Annotated in this window: 18 protein-coding genes; 11 read left to right on the top strand and 7 right to left on the bottom strand. The window is 48.4% G+C overall.

The window, feature by feature from the left end; translation table 11 throughout:
* Positions 1 to 47: 47 nt before the first annotated feature.
* Positions 48 to 1,028 carry a bifunctional helix-turn-helix transcriptional regulator/GNAT family N-acetyltransferase gene (locus tag SHEWANA3_RS23295; RefSeq protein WP_084796732.1) on the bottom strand — a complete coding sequence of 327 codons (981 nt, stop codon included), beginning with the start codon at positions 1,026 to 1,028 and terminating at the stop codon, positions 48 to 50.
* Positions 1,029 to 1,135: 107 nt separating this feature from the next.
* Positions 1,136 to 1,675: an inosine/xanthosine triphosphatase gene (gene yjjX / locus SHEWANA3_RS17645; protein ID WP_011718167.1), complete on the bottom strand. Its 540-nt coding sequence runs from the start codon at positions 1,673 to 1,675 to the stop codon at positions 1,136 to 1,138.
* Positions 1,676 to 1,930: 255 nt separating this feature from the next.
* On the opposite strand from yjjX, the gene SHEWANA3_RS17640 reads away from it, so the two are divergent.
* Positions 1,931 to 4,498 carry an acylase gene (locus tag SHEWANA3_RS17640; RefSeq protein ID WP_011718166.1) on the top strand — a complete coding sequence of 856 codons (2,568 nt, stop codon included), beginning with the start codon at positions 1,931 to 1,933 and terminating at the stop codon, positions 4,496 to 4,498.
* 443 nt (positions 4,499 to 4,941) lie between these two features.
* Positions 4,942 to 6,234, top strand: a complete 1,293-nt coding sequence (locus SHEWANA3_RS17635) for a serine/threonine transporter (RefSeq protein ID WP_011718165.1) — start codon at positions 4,942 to 4,944, stop codon at positions 6,232 to 6,234.
* A 59-nt stretch (positions 6,235 to 6,293) separates the two neighbouring features.
* Here SHEWANA3_RS17635 and SHEWANA3_RS17630 read toward each other — a convergent pair whose 3' ends face one another.
* Entirely contained in the window at positions 6,294 to 6,737 is a 444-nt protein-coding gene (locus SHEWANA3_RS17630) for a GNAT family N-acetyltransferase (RefSeq protein WP_011627125.1), read from the bottom strand.
* Between the two features lie 220 nt (positions 6,738 to 6,957).
* On the opposite strand from SHEWANA3_RS17630, the gene SHEWANA3_RS17625 reads away from it, so the two are divergent.
* Positions 6,958 to 7,254 (top strand): DUF4234 domain-containing protein, encoded by a 297-nt coding sequence (locus tag SHEWANA3_RS17625; protein WP_011718164.1) that lies wholly within the window; start codon positions 6,958 to 6,960, stop codon positions 7,252 to 7,254.
* Between the two features lie 161 nt (positions 7,255 to 7,415).
* Positions 7,416 to 8,738 carry a dicarboxylate/amino acid:cation symporter gene (locus tag SHEWANA3_RS17620; protein WP_011718163.1) on the top strand — a complete coding sequence of 441 codons (1,323 nt, stop codon included), beginning with the start codon at positions 7,416 to 7,418 and terminating at the stop codon, positions 8,736 to 8,738.
* A gap of 55 nt (positions 8,739 to 8,793) precedes the next feature.
* Here SHEWANA3_RS17620 and SHEWANA3_RS17615 read toward each other — a convergent pair whose 3' ends face one another.
* Positions 8,794 to 9,210 carry an META domain-containing protein gene (locus tag SHEWANA3_RS17615; RefSeq protein ID WP_011718162.1) on the bottom strand — a complete coding sequence of 139 codons (417 nt, stop codon included), beginning with the start codon at positions 9,208 to 9,210 and terminating at the stop codon, positions 8,794 to 8,796.
* Positions 9,211 to 9,280: 70 nt separating this feature from the next.
* On the opposite strand from SHEWANA3_RS17615, the gene SHEWANA3_RS17610 reads away from it, so the two are divergent.
* On the top strand, positions 9,281 to 9,514 hold the full coding sequence (locus SHEWANA3_RS17610) for a hypothetical protein (RefSeq protein WP_011718161.1): 234 nt from the start codon (positions 9,281 to 9,283) through the stop codon (positions 9,512 to 9,514).
* A gap of 13 nt (positions 9,515 to 9,527) precedes the next feature.
* On the opposite strand, the gene SHEWANA3_RS17605 is transcribed toward SHEWANA3_RS17610, so the two are convergent.
* Complete coding sequence (locus tag SHEWANA3_RS17605; RefSeq protein WP_011718160.1) at positions 9,528 to 10,541, bottom strand: GGDEF domain-containing protein; 1,014 nt, start codon at positions 10,539 to 10,541, stop codon at positions 9,528 to 9,530.
* 173 nt (positions 10,542 to 10,714) lie between these two features.
* Between SHEWANA3_RS17605 and SHEWANA3_RS17600 the strand changes: the two genes are divergently transcribed.
* The 3 genes from SHEWANA3_RS17600 (at position 10,715) to SHEWANA3_RS17590 (ending at position 13,729) form a co-directional block, all read left to right on the top strand.
* On the top strand, positions 10,715 to 11,263 hold the full coding sequence (locus tag SHEWANA3_RS17600; protein WP_011718159.1) for a GNAT family N-acetyltransferase: 549 nt from the start codon (positions 10,715 to 10,717) through the stop codon (positions 11,261 to 11,263).
* A 299-nt stretch (positions 11,264 to 11,562) separates the two neighbouring features.
* Positions 11,563 to 13,395: an EAL domain-containing protein gene (locus SHEWANA3_RS17595; protein WP_011718158.1), complete on the top strand. Its 1,833-nt coding sequence runs from the start codon at positions 11,563 to 11,565 to the stop codon at positions 13,393 to 13,395.
* The gene (locus tag SHEWANA3_RS17590; RefSeq protein ID WP_011718157.1) at positions 13,388 to 13,729 is read left to right on the top strand and encodes a hypothetical protein; all 342 of its coding nucleotides are present in this window, start codon (positions 13,388 to 13,390) and stop codon (positions 13,727 to 13,729) included. Before SHEWANA3_RS17595 ends, SHEWANA3_RS17590 begins: the two co-directional genes overlap by 8 nt.
* 6 nt (positions 13,730 to 13,735) lie before the next feature.
* On the opposite strand, the gene SHEWANA3_RS17585 is transcribed toward SHEWANA3_RS17590, so the two are convergent.
* Positions 13,736 to 14,185 (bottom strand): hypothetical protein, encoded by a 450-nt coding sequence (locus tag SHEWANA3_RS17585; RefSeq protein WP_011718156.1) that lies wholly within the window; start codon positions 14,183 to 14,185, stop codon positions 13,736 to 13,738.
* A gap of 131 nt (positions 14,186 to 14,316) precedes the next feature.
* A complete protein-coding gene (gene metK, locus SHEWANA3_RS17580) occupies positions 14,317 to 15,468 on the bottom strand; it encodes a methionine adenosyltransferase (protein WP_011621567.1) in 1,152 nt (383 codons plus the stop codon).
* 479 nt (positions 15,469 to 15,947) lie between these two features.
* On the opposite strand from metK, the gene tkt reads away from it, so the two are divergent.
* The 3 genes from tkt (at position 15,948) to SHEWANA3_RS17565 (ending at position 20,395) form a co-directional block, all read left to right on the top strand.
* Entirely contained in the window at positions 15,948 to 17,942 is a 1,995-nt protein-coding gene (gene tkt, locus SHEWANA3_RS17575; RefSeq protein WP_011718155.1) for a transketolase, read from the top strand.
* Between the two features lie 128 nt (positions 17,943 to 18,070).
* A complete protein-coding gene (gene epd, locus SHEWANA3_RS17570) occupies positions 18,071 to 19,087 on the top strand; it encodes an erythrose-4-phosphate dehydrogenase (protein WP_011718154.1) in 1,017 nt (338 codons plus the stop codon).
* Positions 19,088 to 19,219: 132 nt separating this feature from the next.
* Positions 19,220 to 20,395: a phosphoglycerate kinase gene (locus SHEWANA3_RS17565; protein ID WP_011718153.1), complete on the top strand. Its 1,176-nt coding sequence runs from the start codon at positions 19,220 to 19,222 to the stop codon at positions 20,393 to 20,395.
* Positions 20,396 to 20,513: the final 118 nt, after the last annotated feature.

The following is a 20,513-nucleotide window of genomic DNA, read 5'->3' as shown; positions in this document are numbered from 1 at the left end:
AAGGGGTTCTTAGTCGCGCCTTAACTGCCGCAAATATTGGCACAAGGCTATTCATTCAGTTCGGCGTGCAGTGGCAATAGCATTGGGATCTCACAGGCGTCGTGGCCAGTATTGCCAAGTGGGGCGCTTAGGTAGTTAAAACCTAAGTGTTCGTAGAGTTTTAGGGCCTCTTTGAGTAATGCGGTGGTTTCGAGGTAACAGCTCTGATAACCCGCTTCACGCGCAAACTCTAGAGCCTGCAGCGCTAAACGTTTGGCTAAGCCTTTACCGCGGATCTCGGGCATAAAGTACATTTTTTGCAGCTCACAAATTCCTTCATTGTTAGCCAGTGGCGCTATGCCCGCGCCGCCAACCACTTGGCCTTCATGCTCTATCACCCAGTATTGGGCGCCCGGCTGCGAATAGATTTGGCTTAAACAATCTAAGGTCGGATCGGCAACGCTATAGCCTTTATCTGCAGTTAAACCGTATTCGGCGGAAACCGCGCGGATCACTTGAGCAATGGCGGCATCATCGGCGGCGGTCGCTTCACGGATAAGATAACCCGATTGTTGTTTGGCTTTATGTATGGCTTGGTTGTATTGCATAAGAGCTTGCTCGATTTGTTGAATTTGCTCAGGGGTCAGCTGGGCCAAGATTTCTTGAAAGAGTTGATTTTGCTGGCTATCTAATTTTGCGAGCAGCTTTTTACCCGCAGGAGTCAGTTGAACGACGAGGCAGCGATTATCCCGCGGATGCATTTGGCTCTGGGCGAGGTTTTTATCGACTAAGTGTTTGATTGCTCGGCTAGCATTGGATTTATCTATGCTCAGTTTGCAGGCGAGTTCCTTAATGGTTTGCGGTTGATTGCCTATCTCAAACAAGGCGTGGGCCTGTACTGGGGACAGAGGTAAATCGCCAAAGGCCGCATTGAGCATGCCTAAGTGTCTGACCATATAGCGGGAAAGGTGTCTCAGTTGGCTAGATGAGCCGGGATCATTTGCCATAGTCGGATTGAATGCCATCAGGGTTAACCAAAGTTGAGCCATGCAAGCACTTGTGTGGGCAGGCTGTGGCTCAGTTCGAATCATTTAGTTGCAAGTTACAACGAAATTAGCGGGCTTTGCTCGGCTTTGCAATATTTCATTAACAAAATTTAAGGGTACAGCTCAGGATTCAAAAACGGCGCCATGGCGAGGATGATCGCTTGGGTGTAATTGCTCTCACGGGTGGCGTGGCCGTGGGTGAGCAGGCCGATTGCGCCGCCTTTTTGTTTGATGTTAACCGTATTAAACAGTCTATCCATCACATGACCCAACTCTTCACCCGCTTCGAGTGCCTGATAAACCTGCATAGGTAGTGGCAACAGGGCGCCTCGGCCAATGCTCAAACGAGCTTGGTGGGCAATCGCAATATAGGCGAAGGTCGCAGGACCGAACTCGAAACAATCGACGCCGCCTTCCATCGCAAAGTAATAATCTGCTTCAATTTGTTGCTGGCAATAGTGGACACGGTTGATAGCCCCTTGGCGGGTGTCGCTATCTGTCATGGGCTGCGCGGGGACGCCTGAGGGCGCATCCATGCCTTGAGTTTGGATCTCATAGTCGGGGAAGAGCAGCGCCATGGCATTGGCCGCCGCGTTTATTTTGACTGGGTTTTTCGAACCGACAATCACTTTGATAATGTTTTGTTGCATATAAGTTATTTATTTTGGTTTTTAATGTGGACGCTCGTTTGAATCATTGCTTAAATGGTCGGAGGTGTCTCGCCTCTGGGTTTTCTATTTTGCCATATTCATCGCCTTGGCTCAGTAAAAAGCGAATGTATGGGGAGCAAATAGCCAGAGTCGTGCATCAGGAAGCGACATACGACTATTGCTCCTTCAGTCAATTAGCTGATTTAAGCAGTAAAGCTATGTCATTGAAGGAACTAAAATTAAGAGATAATAATAATGAAATTCAACAAACTCATGATCGCGATGGGGATGGCCTGCGGCGTTATGCTCACAGGCTGTAACGACAGCGAAGATAGCACTCAACCTACCGAACCTGAAACCCAGCTGCAAACCTTTGCCCCCAACGGCTTACTCAAAGCCAATATTCGTCGAACTACCTACGGTGTGCCCCATATCCAAGCCGATAACCTAGAAAGCTTAGGCTTTGGTAGCGGTTACGCGCAGGCGCAGGACAACCTCTGCGTGCTCGCCGATGGTTTTGTTAAGGCCAACTCTCAACGCTCTATGTACTTTGGCCCCCATGCGTCGATTGATTTCACCACAGGGCAGCCCACCGCCGAAGACAATGGCAACTTAATCTCCGACTTTGCCTATAAAGCCTTAAAAATTCGTGAGCAAGCCGAAGCCAAATGGCCGCAGTTTAGCGAGCGTTCACGTGCATTAATCCAAGGTTTTACGGCGGGTTATAACCAATACCTTGCCGATGTTGAAGCGGGTAAACAAACCGCCGAACCTTTCTGTGGCGGTCAGCCGTGGGTGAAGCCCATAGTGCCAGAGGATGTGGTCACTTATCTGTTTTCCATCGCCCTATTACCCGGCGCGGCTAACTTCCTCGATTTGATTTTCTACGCCAACCCAGGGGATGGGCAGGAGTACATGCCGCGCATCGTAGGGCCTGCGCCAAGCCAAGAGCAAACCGCGTTTGTCAGCGATATGCAGTCTAAATTGCTTGCCCGTGCGGCGCGCATTACCACACCTGAGACCAATCCACGGGATTTAGGCTCTAACGGTTGGGGTCTGGGTAAAGATAAGACCGAAAATGGTCGCGGCATGGTGCTGGGTAATCCGCATTTCCCACATACGGGCAACCTGCGCTTCTGGCAATCGCACATTACTATTCCAGGCCAATTGGATATGATGGGCGGCTCGCTGGTTGGCATGCCAGGCCCTATCAACATCGGGTTTAACAAAGACTTAGCTTGGACTCATACCTTCTCTACCGCAGAACATTTTGTGATGTATAACCTCGAGCTGGTCTCGGGCGACAGATTGCAGTATCTGTTCGATGGTCAGCCGATGCCGATCAATAAAGAGACTGTTTCTATCCTTGTGAACGCCGGCCCCGCAGGTATGTTAGTGGCAGAAAAGGATATTTACACCACAGCAAAAGGACCTATGGTCGAGGCGCCGCCTTCGCTCGCACCTTTTGGTTGGGACGATGGCAGTGCCTTTATGATCCAAGATGCGAACATGGCGACTATGGATCCCGTCGATCATTGGCTCGCCATGAACTTAGCGACCAATAAAGACGAATTCCAACAAGCCTTTAAAGACTACGACGGGGTGATTTTCAACAACACAATGTATGCCGATAAAGAGGGCAATGCCTTCTATATCGACGACTCGACCGTGCCCGGTTTATCCGAGGCCGCCGTGGTAGTGCTAAAGACTTCGCCCGATATTAAGGCGGCAAAAGAGCAAGCTGGCTTTACCATTCTGCCGGGGAATACTTCGTTATTTAGCTTTAGTGGCCCCACGCCCTATGAGCGTGCGCCTAAGCTTGAGCGCAGCGACTTTGTGCAAAACTCCAATGACTCCTTCTGGTCTACCAACTTAAATGAGCCACTGACGTACTTCTCGCCCATGTATGGTCCAGAAGCAGGGCAATTATCGCTGCGTACCCGTATGGGCTTAACCCTGATGCAGGATGCGGCGGGCAGTGATGGCAAGTTCAATCTGGAAGAGTTAGAAGCCGCGGTATTGTCGAATCGCAGTTATTTAGCTGAGTTGGTATTGCCGGACTTGATTGCCCAATGTGAGGCGCAGGGCAGTACGCCTGTGGTGGTATCTGCGAGTTTGTCTAAGGATCTCACCTCAGCCTGTGCGGCGCTCAAAGCCTGGAACGGTAAGCAAGATAACGACAGTAAAGGCGGCGCCTTACTGCGTGAGTTTGCCCATCAGTTCAGCCAAAAAACCATGTTGACCAAGGGATTCGACCCCGCGAATGCGGCGACCACGCCTAATACGCTTACCACAGACGGTAGTGCATTAGTGGCGCTTGCCCATGCGGCCTTGAATCTTGAAGCCGCAGGTTTTGCCTTAGATGCACCGTTAGGTGATGTGCAGTTTGTCGAGAAGTCACTCCCCGATGGCACTGCCAGCGGCGCGCGTTTACCTTGGCCGGGCAGCCATAACGCGGAAGGGGGATTCAACGTGTTCTCTACGAGCTTATCGGGAGATGACACTCTGATCCCGCAGCATAAGTACGCGCCTTTGATGGACGTTGCTACGGGTAAGGCGATGGCCTCTGGCATGACGGCCAAGGGGTATCAGATACGTTATGGCTCAAGTTGGATGATGGCGGTCAGCTTTACCGATGAGGGCCCTGTCGCACGCGGCATACTTACCTATTCGGAGTCGAGCAATATACTGTCGCCTTCCTTTACCGACCAGAGCAATCTGTATTCCAGCAGTAAGACTTTCCGTCCATTACTGTTTAAGGAAGCCGATATCGCCCCTGCGGTGATTTCGACCACAGAACTGACGCTGCAAAAAGCCCAGTAATGGCTGAGTTGTCGTTAATCGATAGGCCCACTTAGGTGGGCCTTTTTTATTGGCTTTCTCTGGCGCAGCGCTTGCTGTTTCAAAATGTAAAAATTTAACAATTTGCACAGTGATCTCGATCAAGCTTTTATAGGGCTTAATTGAAGCTGGTCGCATTTAGTGCATTTTTGCGACTTAATGCGGCTTTGTAGTTTTTATCGACAAACTGGCCGTGTCAACGCTTAGGTGCAGGGGTGAATTAACTGTTCGTTATTGGTGTTTTTGTGTGATCTTTTTGCTGCGTTATTGAAAATTTATTACGTAAATTCATGGATCTAGATCGCAAACCCAGTTTTATTTGAAATTTCATTACTTAAAATGGTGTTAGATCAACTTTTGCTTAAGCTTTTTCGCTATCCTTACGCCGAATTTTTTATGCGGTATCACCGTAAGGTAATTTTAATATGCAAAAAGATGCGATCAGTGTTCTCGAAACACCTCAAAGCACGCAAGAAAGCACAACAAGACACTTACCATGGACGCGCCAAGACACCACTTGGATGCTAAGTTTATTCGGCACCGCTGTGGGGGCGGGCATTCTATTTCTTCCTATCAATGCGGGCATGGGCGGTTTTTGGCCCTTAGTCTTGATGGCCATTATCATCGGCCCAATGACCTATCTTGCCCACCGCGGCCTGTCACGCTTCGTATGTTCATCGAGTATTCCCGGCAGTGACATTACCCAAGTCGTTGAAGAACACTTTGGAATTGGCGCGGGCAAGGCGATTACATTGCTGTATTTCTTAGCGATTTATCCCATTGTGTTGATCTACGGTGTGGGGATCACTAACACAGTCGACAGTTTTATCGTCAACCAGTTGGGCATGGCCTCACCACCACGTTTCCTGCTGTCAGGCGTGTTGATTTTCGGCATGATGGCCGTGATGGTTGCTGGTGAGCAATTTATGCTGAAGGTGACTCAGCTGCTGGTCTATCCGCTGGTGGGCATTTTGGCTTTTATGTCCATCTATTTGATCCCGGAGTGGAAAATGGATGCGCTGCAAGTCGTGCCAGACACCGGCGCCTTTTTAGGTACTGTATGGTTAACCATTCCTGTGTTGGTGTTTGCCTTCAACCATTCTCCGGCGATTTCGCAATTTTCGGTTTCCCTTAAGCGTGACCATGGTGTCAACGCGGCCCGTAAGGCCGATGTGATCCTGCGTAATACCTCGATGATGTTAGTCGGCTTTGTGATGTTATTCGTGTTCTCCTGCGTGTTGTCACTGTCGCCAGAACAGTTGGCCGAAGCGAAGGCGAAGAACCTGCCGATTTTATCTTACCTTGCGAACGTGCATGACAGTGGTTTTGTCAGCTATTTCGGGCCTTTTATCGCATTTGTGGCGATTGTGTCTTCTTTCTTTGGCCATTACATGGGCGCGACTGAGGGCATGAAGGGCATTATCGTTAAGCAGCTGCGCTCAAGTAACAAACAAATCAGTGAGAACAAGCTGAACAAGTTTATCTTAGTGTTTATGTTTGCCACGATTTGGGCCGTTGCGATTAAAAACCCAAGTATTTTGGGGATGATTGAGGCGCTGGGCGGCCCGATTATTGCGGCAATTTTGTACTTAATGCCAATGTATGCCGTGTACAAAGTGCCGGCTCTGAAGGCTTACCGTAACCGCATCAGCAACGTGTTTGTGATTATTGCGGGCCTGCTGGCGATGACGGCTATTCTGTTTGGCTTGTTAAGCTAAGCTTGGAATTCAAAGCGGTTTGAAACGAAAGGATCGGGTGATGCCCGATCCTTTTTTTATTACTTTTCTTCGTACATCAGATAGTAGCTTTGCTTCATCCCTAGCGCTTGGTAGGTTTGCTGAGCGGCGGTATTTTCCTGCTCCACATAGAGACGGAAACTCGCGGCGCCACCATTGGCCTCGGCAAGTTGTTTCACCTCAGCATAGAGCTTGCCATAAATCCCCTGACGGCGATTCTGTGGGCGAATATAAACGCTTTGGATCCAGTAATAATCTTTGGCGCGCCAGTCGCTCCACTCGAAGGTAACCATCAGCGAACCGACAATGTCGCCATCGATTTCGGCTACCAGATAAAAGCCTTTCTCAGGGTGATTCAGTAGGGTATTGACGCCTTTAATCAGGGTCGTTTCGTCTAAGGCGAGGCCTTCGGTTTCCTGCGCCATTGCCTGATTAAATTGAACTAGGGCGGTGAGATCTTGCACTTTGGCTTTACGGATCAACATATAACAACTCCTCGGCGGTTAGTACCTCTACCGCTCTTGTGTATGGGGATGACGCTTATGCATCGGCTTTTATTCGGCGGCACACTTTAGCACGGAACCGTTTAGAAGAACGAGTGAGCAGCGTTTCAAATCCTGCTTTAATCACGGCTAATTTTTGTACGACTAAAGTCTAATCTGCTAGGCTTGAATAAGGTTTTCACCCTAAGGGAGTGGTGCGATTATGGCATTCGTAAAATCAACTCGTCGCTTTAAGCCCAAATTTTTACAAGTCTATGAAGTACAAAAAGGTCTTAAGATTAATCATGGGATGCACTTTGTACTTACCTTAATCACCTTTGGGTTATGGGGGCTGGTTTGGTGGTATTTGATCCTCAAATCGCAGGGGGATAACCAGTCACTCTTCAGCGGTTTTGACGATGACTATTGGAGCTACCTTATCGAGTGCGAGCAGCCGCCCGCATCCCTTTATCGCCAACGTTTTGCCGCCTCAGTCAATTCGGTGCAATTTGAGGCCTAGGCTTTGCCTTAGCTGGATTTTGCAGCGGTTGGCATCAACGTGATATAGATCATCCTTAGAATTTTATCCCTTATGTTAGACTCGGCGGCTGGCTAAGTTAAGTTAGTCCCGCCAAGGATAAGGCTCAGCCCTATCATCATTTAAAACTCAAGGTTATAAACATGTCAAAACAAAGGTCATCAGCCCTAGGCCGGATCTGGTCTTCCTGGATGTCAGTGCCCCTGTGGCTGCAAATTTTCGTTGGTATGGTGTTAGGGATTGCGGTGGGCGTCAGCTTAGGTGAGCAGGCTTCATACCTGAAACCTATTGGCACCCTGTTTGTGAATACCATCAAGATGCTGATTGTGCCTTTAGTGTTTTGTTCATTGATTGTTGGTGTGACCTCAATGGAAGACACCGCCAAAATGGGCCGAATTGGGTTTAAATCCTTTGCGTTTTATCTGTGCACCACCGCGATTGCGATCAGCCTAGGTTTAGCCGTGGGCTATGTGGTGCAACCCGGTGCAGGCGTGCCTTTACTGCAACACGAAGCGGTACAAACGGCGAAAGAAGTGCCTTCGGTGATGCAAACCCTGATTGACATAGTCCCTACCAACCCCGTTGCCGCCTTGGCGAGTGGTCAAATTCTGCAAGTGATTGTGTTTGCCGTGGCCCTAGGGATTGCCTTGGTCTTGATTGGCGACCATGGTAAGCCTGCGATCAAGGTATTTGAAAGCCTTGCCGAGGCCATGTACAAACTCACCGACATGGTGATGAAGCTTGCGCCTTATGGGGTGTTTGGTCTGATGGCATGGGTCGCGGGCGAGTATGGCATCGACATGCTGTGGCCGCTGATTAAAGTGATTATTGCCGTATATATTGGCTGTATTATCCACGTGTTAGGCTTCTACAGCATAGTGCTGCGCCTATTTGCTAAGCTAAATCCACTGCATTTCTTCAAGGGGATCAGCAATGCGATGGCGGTGGCATTTACCACCTCAAGTTCGGCGGGTACCTTACCTGCAAGCATGAAATGTGCGAGCGAATATCTCGGGGTAAATAAGAAGATCTCTAGCTTTGTGCTGCCCTTAGGCACCACCATCAATATGGATGGCACCGCCCTATACCAAGGCGTGACCGCACTGTTTGTGGCGCAGGCCTTTGGTATCGATTTAACTTGGGTCGACTATCTGACGATTATTTTAACCGCGACCTTAGCCTCAATCGGCACCGCGGGTGTGCCGGGCGCTGGCTTAGTGATGTTGACCTTAGTGCTCTCGACCGTGGGCTTGCCCTTAGAAGGCGTGGCCTTGATTGCGGGGATTGACCGTATTCTCGATATGGCGCGCACAGTGGTAAACGTTTCTGGCGACTTAGTGGCGACGACTGTGATTGCTAAGTCGGAAGATGAGCTCGATGTTGAGCATTACAATGCCGATATGGTGCAGAGCGCTATGATTGCCGAACAAAATGCCGCGAGTGAAAGCGCCGCGACGAAAAGCTAATTCATCTAATAATAAAAAACCGCCAACTAGGCGGTTTTTTATTATCGAAGCTAGCTTATTTAAGCTGGCTTAAGACGAGGACGGGCTTATCGTCGCTGCTAAGCAGTGTTAAACGCCCTTGTACTAGCTTGGCCTTAGCAACCAGTGGCAGGGCTTGCATCACTTTATGCTCCTGCTGCATCAGCGCATCGACGCAGGCCTTCATCGTGCTGCCGCCAGGAATGATTTTTAGTGCCTGTCCCTGCTGGCTGTATTGACCAAAGAAGTTGTTGCAGCTGTTATTGCCGGAGAGTTTACCTTCATCAGCGAAGGTAATTTGCGCAGGGCTGTAATCCACTGTGGGTTGCCCTTGAACGGCTTCAATATGCCAGCTTCCCTGTAATGGCACTGTGTCCTGATTGGCAACGTCAGTGCTCTGACATGCGGTTAAACCAAAAAGTAATGCGCTTAATAGAAATGTTTGTTTTAACATTGTCTCAGTTCCTTTTTCCGTATTCATGGCCATAGTGTACAAGTTTAGCGGGAGATAAAAAGAGGTTTATATGACAGATACCATTAAAAGCACTATGAATTTATTGAAGTTTTTACATTGGTTAGGTGTTTTGATGTTAGTTTGTGGACTTGGGGTCTATATGTTGACCCAATGGAGTCTAGAAATCAGCGGTATGTTACTGATCTCAAGCCTCATTGGTTTAGGACTCGTATTGATGTCACCCTATCCCGTGGTGCTGTTTATCCAATGGGCGAAGCGTCAGGATGAGCTTCCTAAAGATTAATCCCGCGTAAAAGCTAGAGCTCGGACGAGTCGGCGGCGGGATTATCATACTGCTCGGCATCGAACTTGGGCGCTTGATTTGCTTGGTTTGGTTCAGGCTCTGGCTGCATGGATTTCAGTTTGCAGCGCGCATCTTCCATCATGGGCGCTAACTTGGCCGTCGATTCAGGGGTAAAGAAGCTGTAACTGGCATCGAGTTTTAGATGGGGGTTTTGTTGTTCTAATTGTTTTTCGACCCGCTTCATTATGTGCAATATATCGCGTTCGCTATCGACGAAAGCTAACACCACAAATTGAGTCTCACTGTAATGGGCGGCCACATCGGCGGTGCGAATAGTATCTTGGACCAAATTGCCCAGCAGTCTATGGTGTTTCTCTTCTAAAGTATTTTCCGACGAATTTGCTTCTGTTAACTCGAAGAAGACGATTCCTGCGTGGGCGCCAAAACGGCGTCCGAGATTGAGCTGCCTAGGCGCCATCATCATAAAACCGTAATGGTTGAGCATGCCGGTCTCTTGATCGCGCATCGATAGGGATTCAATTCGATGGTTTTGGCATAACAGGGATAATTCCTGCTGAAGCAAAATTTGGAAGGGCTCGAGCATGGCGCTGTTGCTCGCGGGCTCGACCATATGGGGATTTAACACGCACAGTGAACCAAATTGGCTGCCGTCGGGCCAAGCTATAGGGCGGGAGAGAATATGTTGAATACCATCGAAATCCCGTGGCAATTCATCGAGCATAAAACGGCCGAGATTAAGATAGTCTCCTTCCGCTGGACTATGTTTAAGTTGTTCAAACAGGGGAAAGTCGCTCGCAAACAAAGTGCCTGAGGTAAAGAGTGGCGTTTCGCTCACTGAGCTGACTATCACTTCAAAACCAGATTGAGTTATTTGCAGCACAAACACACTGGTGGCGCTGTAATAGCTTTTAATCAACTCGCATTGATGCATCCAGCGACCAAGATTCACTTGCTGGTGGTCACTGTCGAGCAGGCTGACATTGGGGTTGATGGTTTCGGGCAACATGGTGGCGCCTAAAGGGCAAAAAATATGCCTTAAGTTTGGGAAACAACAGGATAATTTGCAAATCAATGGGCTAAAAAAACATCAGTTTTTATGCATCTATTATTGGGATGATTTATGACTCCTGTATACTGGCGCGCCGCCAGCCATATTGCTCGCCAAATTGAGTTTAGAGAATGACAGTAAATATACGCCCAGCTACGACACAAGATATTGATTCTTTAGTTTTATTGGAAAAAACCTTCCTCAATGATGAACTGGCGTCTTCGGCGATGGGCTTGGAGGGGCAAGCCTTTGGCCGTAGTGAGCTGACCGAATTAGTCACTCGACATTGGGTGGTGGTGGCCGAGGATAAAGAGCGGATTATTGGTTATGTGATTGCCGGGCGTTGGGCCTTTTTCGAAACTTGGCCAGTTTATCGCACGCTCCTCAATCGCTTAGCTAAGGCCGAGTGGGACGGCCCTAAGTTAACGAAGCTGAATACTTGTCAGTATGGCCCCATTTGGATAGATAAACACTATCGAGGTCAGGGGGTTTTTGAAGCATTGGTGAAGGGGATTTATCAGCAACTTGCCCCTCATTTTGCCTATGCGGTGACCTTTATTGCCGAGGAAAACGAGCGTTCCTTTGCCGCTCATACCCAAAAAGCCACAATGCAAGTGGTCGATTTCTTTACCGTTTCGGCAAGAGATTACTATTTAATGGTGGCGCGCACTCAGGCTTAGTGAACATCCAGACTGACACTTGTTCTTGCTTGGAAACTCAGTATTTAGTGCATATCGTTATGAGGAATACTCTGTATCGACTATGGTTAGAGAATACTAATCAATATAAATGCTGCTATGAAGTTTGAGCTACGCCAATTTCTTGATAGAAGTTTTCTCATTTCGATACGTGAATCCTTTATCGCGTTACTGCCTTTTATTTTGATTAATTCGTTTCTCTCGCTGATTATTGCCTTACTCGACATTGGCATGCCGACTTGGCAAGGCTCTGCATTTCATCAGGGAATTAGTTTTTTTCGGTGCAACTTTCAAAGATTTTTCCATTACTTGCACTGATTTCTTTGTCTTTTCACTTTGCTAAATATCTGCAGCTGTCGGCGATTGTGGTGTGTTCTTTGTCGCTCAGTATTTTACTCGCCATTAATGCCCAAGATACGGGGAATGTATTTAATCTCGATTATGTACGCGCCATTTTGGCGGATCCGCGAATTGCGGTTTTGCCAATTATCTCTGCCTATTTATTACGTTTTTTGAGTGCATGGAAGGGGCTGCAACTGATTAAAGCGAAGGCGCTTAGTCGTTACTTAAAGCAACATTTAAATTTATTTTTCCCGATAGTGATTGGTTTTATTGGTCTGTTTGCCGTCGTTGCCGAAGCTTCTATCTTTTTAGAATGGTTATTTGCGCCATTTATCGAAGGGTTGCAACAAGCGAGCCTGGGCGTGCAACTGTTTATGCGGATCCTGCTTACCCATGTGCTCTGGTGTTTTGGAGTGCATGGCGATAACGCCTATCTACTGCTAATTGGTGTCGATAATGGTTTAATGCAACTGGTACCGCATTTAACGGCGAGCCAGTTTATGGACTTGTTTATTCTCTACGGCGGTAGCGGTGCCACGTTATCGCTGATCATTGCCATTTTTATTGGCGCTAAAGACAGTGCTACTCGGCATATTGCTAAAATTGCCACACCCTTTGCGATTTTTAACATCAACGAAATTCTGATTTACGGCCTACCGATTATCTTTAATCCGCGTTTATTAGTGCCGTTTATCCTATCCCCACTGGTTAATTTTATCTTGGCCTACAGTGCTATCCATGTTGGGCTCTTAAGCTTTGAGGGGCACAGCTTTCCTTGGATCACGCCGCCACTGCTCAATGCTTATATTGCCAGTGGTCACATGAGTGCGGTGTTTTTCCAGGTGTTATTGATAGGGCTTGGGGTATTGATTTATCTGCCCTTTGTTCGACGTTTCTCCTTGATGTCAGAGCACTATGAGTTTGATAGTGAATTAATCAAACGTGTGCAGTTTCAAGCGGATATCGACCGCATGACGGAGCAGCATTATTCACAGCAGCAGTCCGAATCACTTAAGGCTGAATTGAACCTCGAGAAGACCATCAAAGAAGTCTTGGCGGGGGAGTTACAACTACACTATCAACCTAAAATTGCCTTAAGTACTAATCATGTTGTTGGATATGAAGCGCTTATTCGCCTGAAGGATGAACATGGTAAGTTAAAAGGGCCGTATTTTATTGATGCCTTTCAGCGTGCGGGCTATTCCCATATCATCGACCGCTTTGTGATTAATACGGTTGCAGAGGATCTCGCTCGCTGGGAATTAGAAGGTTTTTACCCAAAAGTGAGCATCAATATCGACCCAAACAATATTACCGATCCCCAATTGTTGGCGACCATGAATGAAAGGTTAGGCAGCGTCGCCAACCGAGTCGAGATTGAGATGTTAGAATCGGCCTTTATGTTGGATTTAAATCGTATCGATAACAGCATGAAGCAGCTTAAACAACATGGGTTTAGCTTCTTTTTAGATGACTTCGGGACTGGGTTTTCTAGCTTAAGTTTACTGAGTCGGATCAATGTGGATGGCATTAAGCTCGACCGCAGTATTCTGGCTAATACCTGTGAGCCCAAAGGGCGTACCTTGTATCTGCAGATCTGTAAGCTTTGTAATAGTTTAGGCTTTAGTTTGATTGCCGAAGGAGTTGAGACCCCTGAAGAAGCCGAGTTTGTTAACGCGGCGGGGGTGAGTTATGTGCAGGGCTGGTTATACGCCAAGGCGATGCCAGGACCCGAGGCTAAAGCCTTTTGGTTGGAGAGAAATAGTGAGTGATACCTTGGCCAGTAATCTGCTGACGACATACGCCAATGCCAATTTGTCGGCTTGGGATAATTTGCGAGTCTTGCTATCCGAGAGTGCGTTGCAGCAATGCGAAGCCCGTGGATTTGAAGTCGATTGCGACGATAGTCGCCCCCATTATTGGCTGCAGATTGAGGATTGTTGGCTCGATTGCGGCAGAACCAATGCCTACAGCGCGGCTATAGAACGTTTAACACCTGAGGCCGTTCAAGGTGCAAGGATTATCGGCGTGCAAGACTGTGCACTGTTATCCGCCGCGCAGATAAACCTGCTGTGTATGCAAAACGCTCATTTTGATCACTGTTAATCCGAATCAAAGGATTAACCATTCTCCCGTCGGATAATTCCCTTGATAGCCAAAAGGAAGCCGTCCTTGTAAGTACCAAGCTAAACGTTCTTGGGTAAATTCTGAGAGCGTTGCATCGGCTAACAGTAAAGTGGCTAAGGTATCGGCATCATCTGACACCACTGCGCAAATCTCAGCAACGGGCACTATTTTCCAGGTTTCCAGATAGGCGGCTTTAGCGATTTGAGCGACGATTTCGCTTGAGACTTGGGGCTTTAATCTGTCGGCTTGCTGATGGTCGCTAACGCATAAGCTTTCATAGGGTTCGGCGTAGGGCGGTTCGAAAAAACGGTCTGGATCCCTTTCAAGGCAAGTGGCTATGTCTTCAAGGCTGCCTAAGGTTTTGGCCATGGGCTCGTTATGGCCCACCTTGGTCGCCCAAGAACAGGATTGGAGTTGTGCGATTAACGGCTTCATTGAGTCTCAGTCGCTTGCCTATAGTGAAAGCCATCTTGCTGATTATGATGGGGTTAGGCAATACATCTTAAGCATAAAAGAAACCGCCCTTAGGCGGTTTTTTACAAGCGAAAGCGTGAGCTTAATGCAGATTACAGACCTGCATCGGCGCGCAGTGCGTCAGCTTTATCCGTCGCTTCCCATGGGAACTCGTTACGGCCAAAGTGACCATAAGCGGCGGTTGCTTGATAGATTGGGCGAGCCAGGTTCAACATTTCGGTCAGGCCGTATGGGCGCAGGTCGAAGTGTTGACGGACTAACTTGATTAAGACTTCTTCTGATACTTTACCAGTACCGAAGGTCTCAACGCTGATAGACGTAGGTTCAGCCACACCGATAGCGTAAGACACTTGGATCTCACAACGGTCCGCTAAGCCTGCTGCAACGATGTTTTTCGCTACGTAACGGGCAGCGTAAGCCGCACTACGGTCAACTTTTGATGGGTCTTTACCAGAGAAAGCACCACCACCGTGACGCGCCATACCACCGTAGGTGTCTACGATGATCTTACGACCGGTTAAACCACAGTCACCCATTGGACCACCGATAACGAAACGGCCAGTTGGGTTGATGAAGTATTTAGTGTCCTTGTTCAGCCATTGTGCTGGCAGAACTGGCTTGATGATGGTTTCCATCACGCCTTCGATCAGATCCGCTTGGGCGATGTCAGGGCTATGTTGGGTAGACAGTACGATCGCATCGATACCAACAATTTTGTTGTCTTCGTAAGCGAAGGTGACTTGGCTTTTCGCATCTGGGCGTAACCATGGCAGAGTGCCATCTTTACGCACTTCTGATTGACGCTTCACTAATGCGTGGGCATAGGTGATAGGCGCTGGCATCAGAATGTCAGTTTCGTTGCTGGCATAACCAAACATTAAACCTTGGTCGCCGGCACCTTGTTCTTTTGGATCGGCACGGTCGACACCTTGGTTGATGTCTGGAGACTGTTTACCAATCGCATTTAATACTGCGCAAGAATCGGCATCGAAGCCCATATCTGAATGGACATAACCAATTTCACGAACCGTTTTACGGGTCAGCTCTTCAATATCAACCCAGGCAGAGGTGGTCACTTCGCCACCTACTAATACCATGCCAGTTTTGACATATGTTTCGCACGCAACACGTGCTTTAGGATCTTGAGCCAGAATCGCATCTAGCACAGCATCAGAAATCTGATCTGCAATCTTATCGGGATGACCTTCTGAGACCGACTCAGAAGTAAACAAGTGCTTTGCCATAGTAGGAAAATCTCGTCGTTAGCAATCAAACGTGTAGAAGCATCTACATCTAGACGGCTATTTTAGTGGAATTTCCCTTGGTTGACACCCCCTAAACTAAATATTTGTGTGTAAAGTGAGGTAAGCCCCAAATCGGGCTGAGTTTGCGGCGCTGGAGTTTCTGCTCTAACTCAATGAATTGATAGCGGTATGTGGTTTTTGTTCCAGATGAGCTGGGTAAGTTATCGCTGAGCTAAGCTCAAACCAAGGTTGTAGCCTTATCGTTATGGGGTGCAATGTAATAAAGGATATAACATATTTGAATTATTGTATTACAAATATGTTCAATGTGTTTTAAGATGAATTCGCCTAAACCTTCAAAGGTGTAATCCACCAGACTGGACAGTGGAATGCAATTTTCGTTTGCGTCGCTTCGCTATGTAGGGGAAAATATGCGTCCAAATTGCCCGCTAGACCCCACAAATTAAGCAGGAGAGAGCATGTCTTCCCGTAAAGTACTCGCCAACGCAATCCGTGCGTTAAGTATGGATGCAGTTCAAAAAGCAAACTCAGGCCACCCTGGCGCCCCTATGGGCATGGCAGATATTGCTGAAGTGCTGTGGAATGATTTCCTTAAGCACAATCCGAACAATCCGAAATGGGTAGATAGAGATCGTTTTATCCTCTCTAACGGTCACGGATCTATGCTGATCTACTCTTTATTACACCTGACTGGCTACGACCTGCCTATCGATGAACTGAAGCAATTCCGTCAGTTACATTCAAAAACTCCGGGTCACCCAGAATACGGCTACACCCCTGGTGTTGAAACCACCACTGGCCCATTAGGGGCGGGGATCAGCAACGCTGTGGGTATGGCGATTGCAGAAAAAACCTTAGCGGCACAGTTCAACCGTGAAGGTCACGAGATTGTTGACCACTACACATACTGCTTCCTCGGCGATGGCTGCTTGATGGAAGGTATTTCCCACGAAGCTTGTTCTCTGGCTGGTACCTTAGGCCTAGGCAAACTGATCGCATTTTGGGATGACAATGGCATCTCTATCGACGGTCATGTTGAAGGCTGGTTTACCGATGACACGCCAAAACGTTTCGAATCATACGGCTGGCATGTAATTGCTAACGTTGATGGTCACGATAGCGATGCGATTCGCGCGGCTATCGAAGCGGCAAAAGCCGTGACCGACAAGCCAACCATGATCTGCTGCAAAACCATTATCGGTTTTGGTTCACCAAACAAATCTGGCAGCCACGATTGCCACGGCGCGCCATTAGGTGATGCAGAAATCGCCGCGGCCCGTGAATTCTTAGGCTGGCCACATGCGCCATTCGAAATCCCTGCCGACGTATACGCAGGTTGGGATGCTAAAGAAGCCGGTAACGCCCGTGAAGCGGCTTGGAACGACAAGTTTGCCGCTTACGCTGCTGCTTACCCAGAACTGGCTGCCGAATACGAGCGCCGTGTGCTGAAAGGTGAATTACCAGCCGATTTCGAAGCTAAAGCGCAAGCTTTTATCCAAGAATGCCAAGCGAAAGGCGAAGGTATTGCGAGCCGTAAAGCGTCACAAAACGCGATTGCAGCCTTCGGTGCGGTTCTGCCTGAACTGTTAGGCGGCAGTGCTGACTTAGCGGGTTCTAACCTGACCTTGTGGGCAGGTTCTAGAGGTATTCAAGAAGATCCAGCGGGTAACTACGTGTACTACGGTGTGCGTGAGTTTGGTATGAGCGGCATCATGAACGGTGTGTCACTCCACGGTGGTTTCATCAACTACGGCGCGACTTTCATGATGTTCATGGAATACGCACGTAACGCAGTACGTATGTCTGCGCTGATGGGCATTCAAAACATCTTCGTTTACACCCATGACTCTATCGGTCAAGGTGAAGATGGTCCAACTCACCAACCCGTTGAGCAATTAGCTAACCTGCGCATGACACCAAACATGGCGGTATGGCGCCCATGTGACGCGGCTGAAACCGCAGTGGCTTGGAAAGCGGCTATCGAACGTCGTCATGCACCAACATCGCTAGTATTCAGCCGTCAAAACCTGAAGGCTCAAGCACGTACAGCTGAGCAATTAGCGAATGTGGCAAAAGGCGCTTATGTACTGCAAGACTGTGCAGGTACGCCTGAGTACATCCTGATTGCAACCGGTAGTGAAGTGCAATTAGCGGTAGAAGCGGCGGCTGCGCTGACTGAACAAGGCAAACAAATTCGCGTTGTTTCTATGCCATCAAACACTGAGTTTGATAAGCAAGATGCCGCATACAAAGAGTCTGTACTGCCAAAAGCTGTGACTAAGCGTATTGCTATCGAAGCGGCCCATACTGACTTCTGGTACAAGTATGTTGGTTTCGAAGGCACTGTTGTTGGCATGACCACTTTTGGTGAGTCTGCGCCAGGTAACGTGCTGCTGAAGCACTTCGGTTTCACCGTTGAAAATGTGCTGAATGCTGCAAAATCACTAGGCTAATCGCTTAGGTGATGAGATTACCGACAAAAGGTTAAACTTTTGAAAGGTTAATCTGTATAATGCGGCCTGCAATCGTTTGCAGGCCGTTTTTGTATATGCAGTATTGTTAAGAGGAAATAAAGACCTCAATGATCCGAGTCGCAATCAATGGTTATGGTCGTATTGGCCGCTCAATCCTTCGCGCTTTATATGAGTCCGGAAAACGTCAGCAAATACAAATTGTCGCAATCAACGAGTTGGCTAAGCCAGAAGCCATCATTCATCTGACCCAGTACGATACTACCCACGGTCGGTTTCAGCCCAGAGTCAAATTAGTCGATGATCAGATGCTGATCGGCGATGACGTCATCAAAATTCTCCATGAACCGGATCCTGCTAAGTTGCCTTGGCGTGAGATGGACATCGACATCGTCTATGAAGCGACTGGCGCCATCTTAGATCGCAACAGCTGCGAGGCCCATATCCTCGCAGGCGCCAAACAGGTCTTAATCAGTCACCCTTCTTCTGCCGATGTTGACGGCACTATCGTTTACGGTGTGAACCAAGACTTACTGCGCGCCGAGCATACTGTGGTCTCCAACGCCTCTTGTACAACCAACTGTATCGTGCCCGTCATCGACGTGCTGGATAAACACTTTGGCGTGAAAAGTGGCGCGATTACCACTATCCATTCGGCGATGAACGATCAGCAAGTGATTGATGCCTATCATGATGACTTACGCCGCACCCGAGCTGCGGGTCAGTCCATCATCCCCGTCGACACTAAACTTGCCCGCGGTATCGAGCGGATTTTGCCGCACATGAAAGACAAGTTTGAGGCGATTTCGGTGCGCGTTCCCACGATCAACGTTACCGCTATCGATCTTTCGGTAACATTAGATAAAACAGTGGATATTGCGACCGTCAATCAAGTGTTAGAATTGGCCGCCAATGGACGATTTAACGGTATCTTAGGCTATACTGATGAGCCGCTCGTATCCTGTGATTTTAACCATGATCCGCGCTCAAGTATTATCGATGGCACCCAAACTCGGGTGAGCGCAGGGCAGTTGGTTAAACTGTTGCTGTGGTGCGATAACGAGTGGGGCTTTGCAAATCGTATGCTAGATACCAGTTTGGCGATGATTGCAGCTAAACAAAGCTGAAGATAAGAATTTATACCAATGGGTTAAGCCTAGTGGCCAATTCGACGGGATGTCGAGTGCCGAGTAGCTACTAAGCTAACCGATTGATGCAAAAACCAGTTTGTTTTTTTGATTATAAAAGGAAGCGTTACCATGGCAATTATCAATATGTCAGATTTAGATCTCCAAGGTAAGCGAGTGCTTATTCGTGAAGATCTCAATGTGCCAGTCAGCAACGGCGTCGTCACCAGTGATGCACGTCTGCGCGCCTCTCTTCCCACTATCGAATTAGCCCTTGCCAAAGGCGCTGCGGTAATGGTGATGTCTCACTTAGGTCGTCCAACCGAAGGTGAATACAACAGCGAATTCTCCATGCAACCTGTGGTCGATTACTTGGCCAAAGCTCTGTCTTGCCCTGTGCGCTTAGCGACCGACTATTTAGACGGCGTTGAAGTTGCGGTAGGCGAAGTGGTTGTGTTTGAAAACGTTCGCTTTAACAAAGGCGAGAAGAAAAACGACGAAGCCCTGTCAAAGAAAATGGCGGCCTTATGTGATGTGTATGTGATGGATGCCTTCGGTACCGCTCACCGCGCAGAAGCGTCAACCAATGGTGTTGGCTTACACGCTCCTATCGCCTGTGCAGGCCCATTATTAGCACAAGAATTAGAAGCGTTAGGCAAAGCCCTAGACAACCCAGCGCGCCCATTAGTGGCCATCGTTGGCGGTTCTAAAGTGTCGACTAAGCTGACCGTATTAGAAAGCTTATCTGGCATCGTTGACCAATTAGTTGTGGGTGGCGGTATCGCCAACACCTTTATCGCTGCGGCGGGTCACAATGTAGGTAAATCCTTATACGAAGCGGATTTAATTGATGAAGCTAAGCGCTTAGTGGCGAATGCTCAAAGCCGCGGTGGCGACATTCCTGTACCTACCGATGTGGTTGTTGCGGGTGAGTTTAGCCCAACGGCCGCCGCGACCTTAAAAGCGGTCAATGAAGTGGGCGATAGCGACATGATTTTCGACATCGGCCCCGACAGTGCCGAAGCGTTAGCGAAAATCATCGAGTCTGCTGGCACTATCGTATGGAACGGCCCTGTGGGCGTGTTCGAGTTCGACCAATTCGGTGAAGGTACTAAGCGCATCGCGCAAGCTATCGCTGATTCTAAAGCCTTCTCTATCGCTGGCGGTGGTGACACCTTAGCGGCGGTCGACAAGTATGATATCGCCGATAAAGTCTCTTACATTTCTACTGGCGGTGGCGCTTTCCTTGAGTTTTTAGAAGGTAAAGAGTTACCGGCTGTAGCTATGCTAAAACAACGCGGTGCCTAACATTAAGTTAGGTATTGCGCCATCGCGGCAGGGCGCTGCGATGGCACTAAAACTAGATAAAAAAATTATAAAAAACCGCTCATTCTCTTAAGACGACTAAGTTGTTCTTGAGTGATTG

The organism is Shewanella sp. ANA-3, from assembly GCF_000203935.1.
GTDB lineage: Bacteria > Pseudomonadota > Gammaproteobacteria > Enterobacterales > Shewanellaceae > Shewanella.
This window is presented reverse-complemented; position numbering and strand designations above follow the sequence as displayed.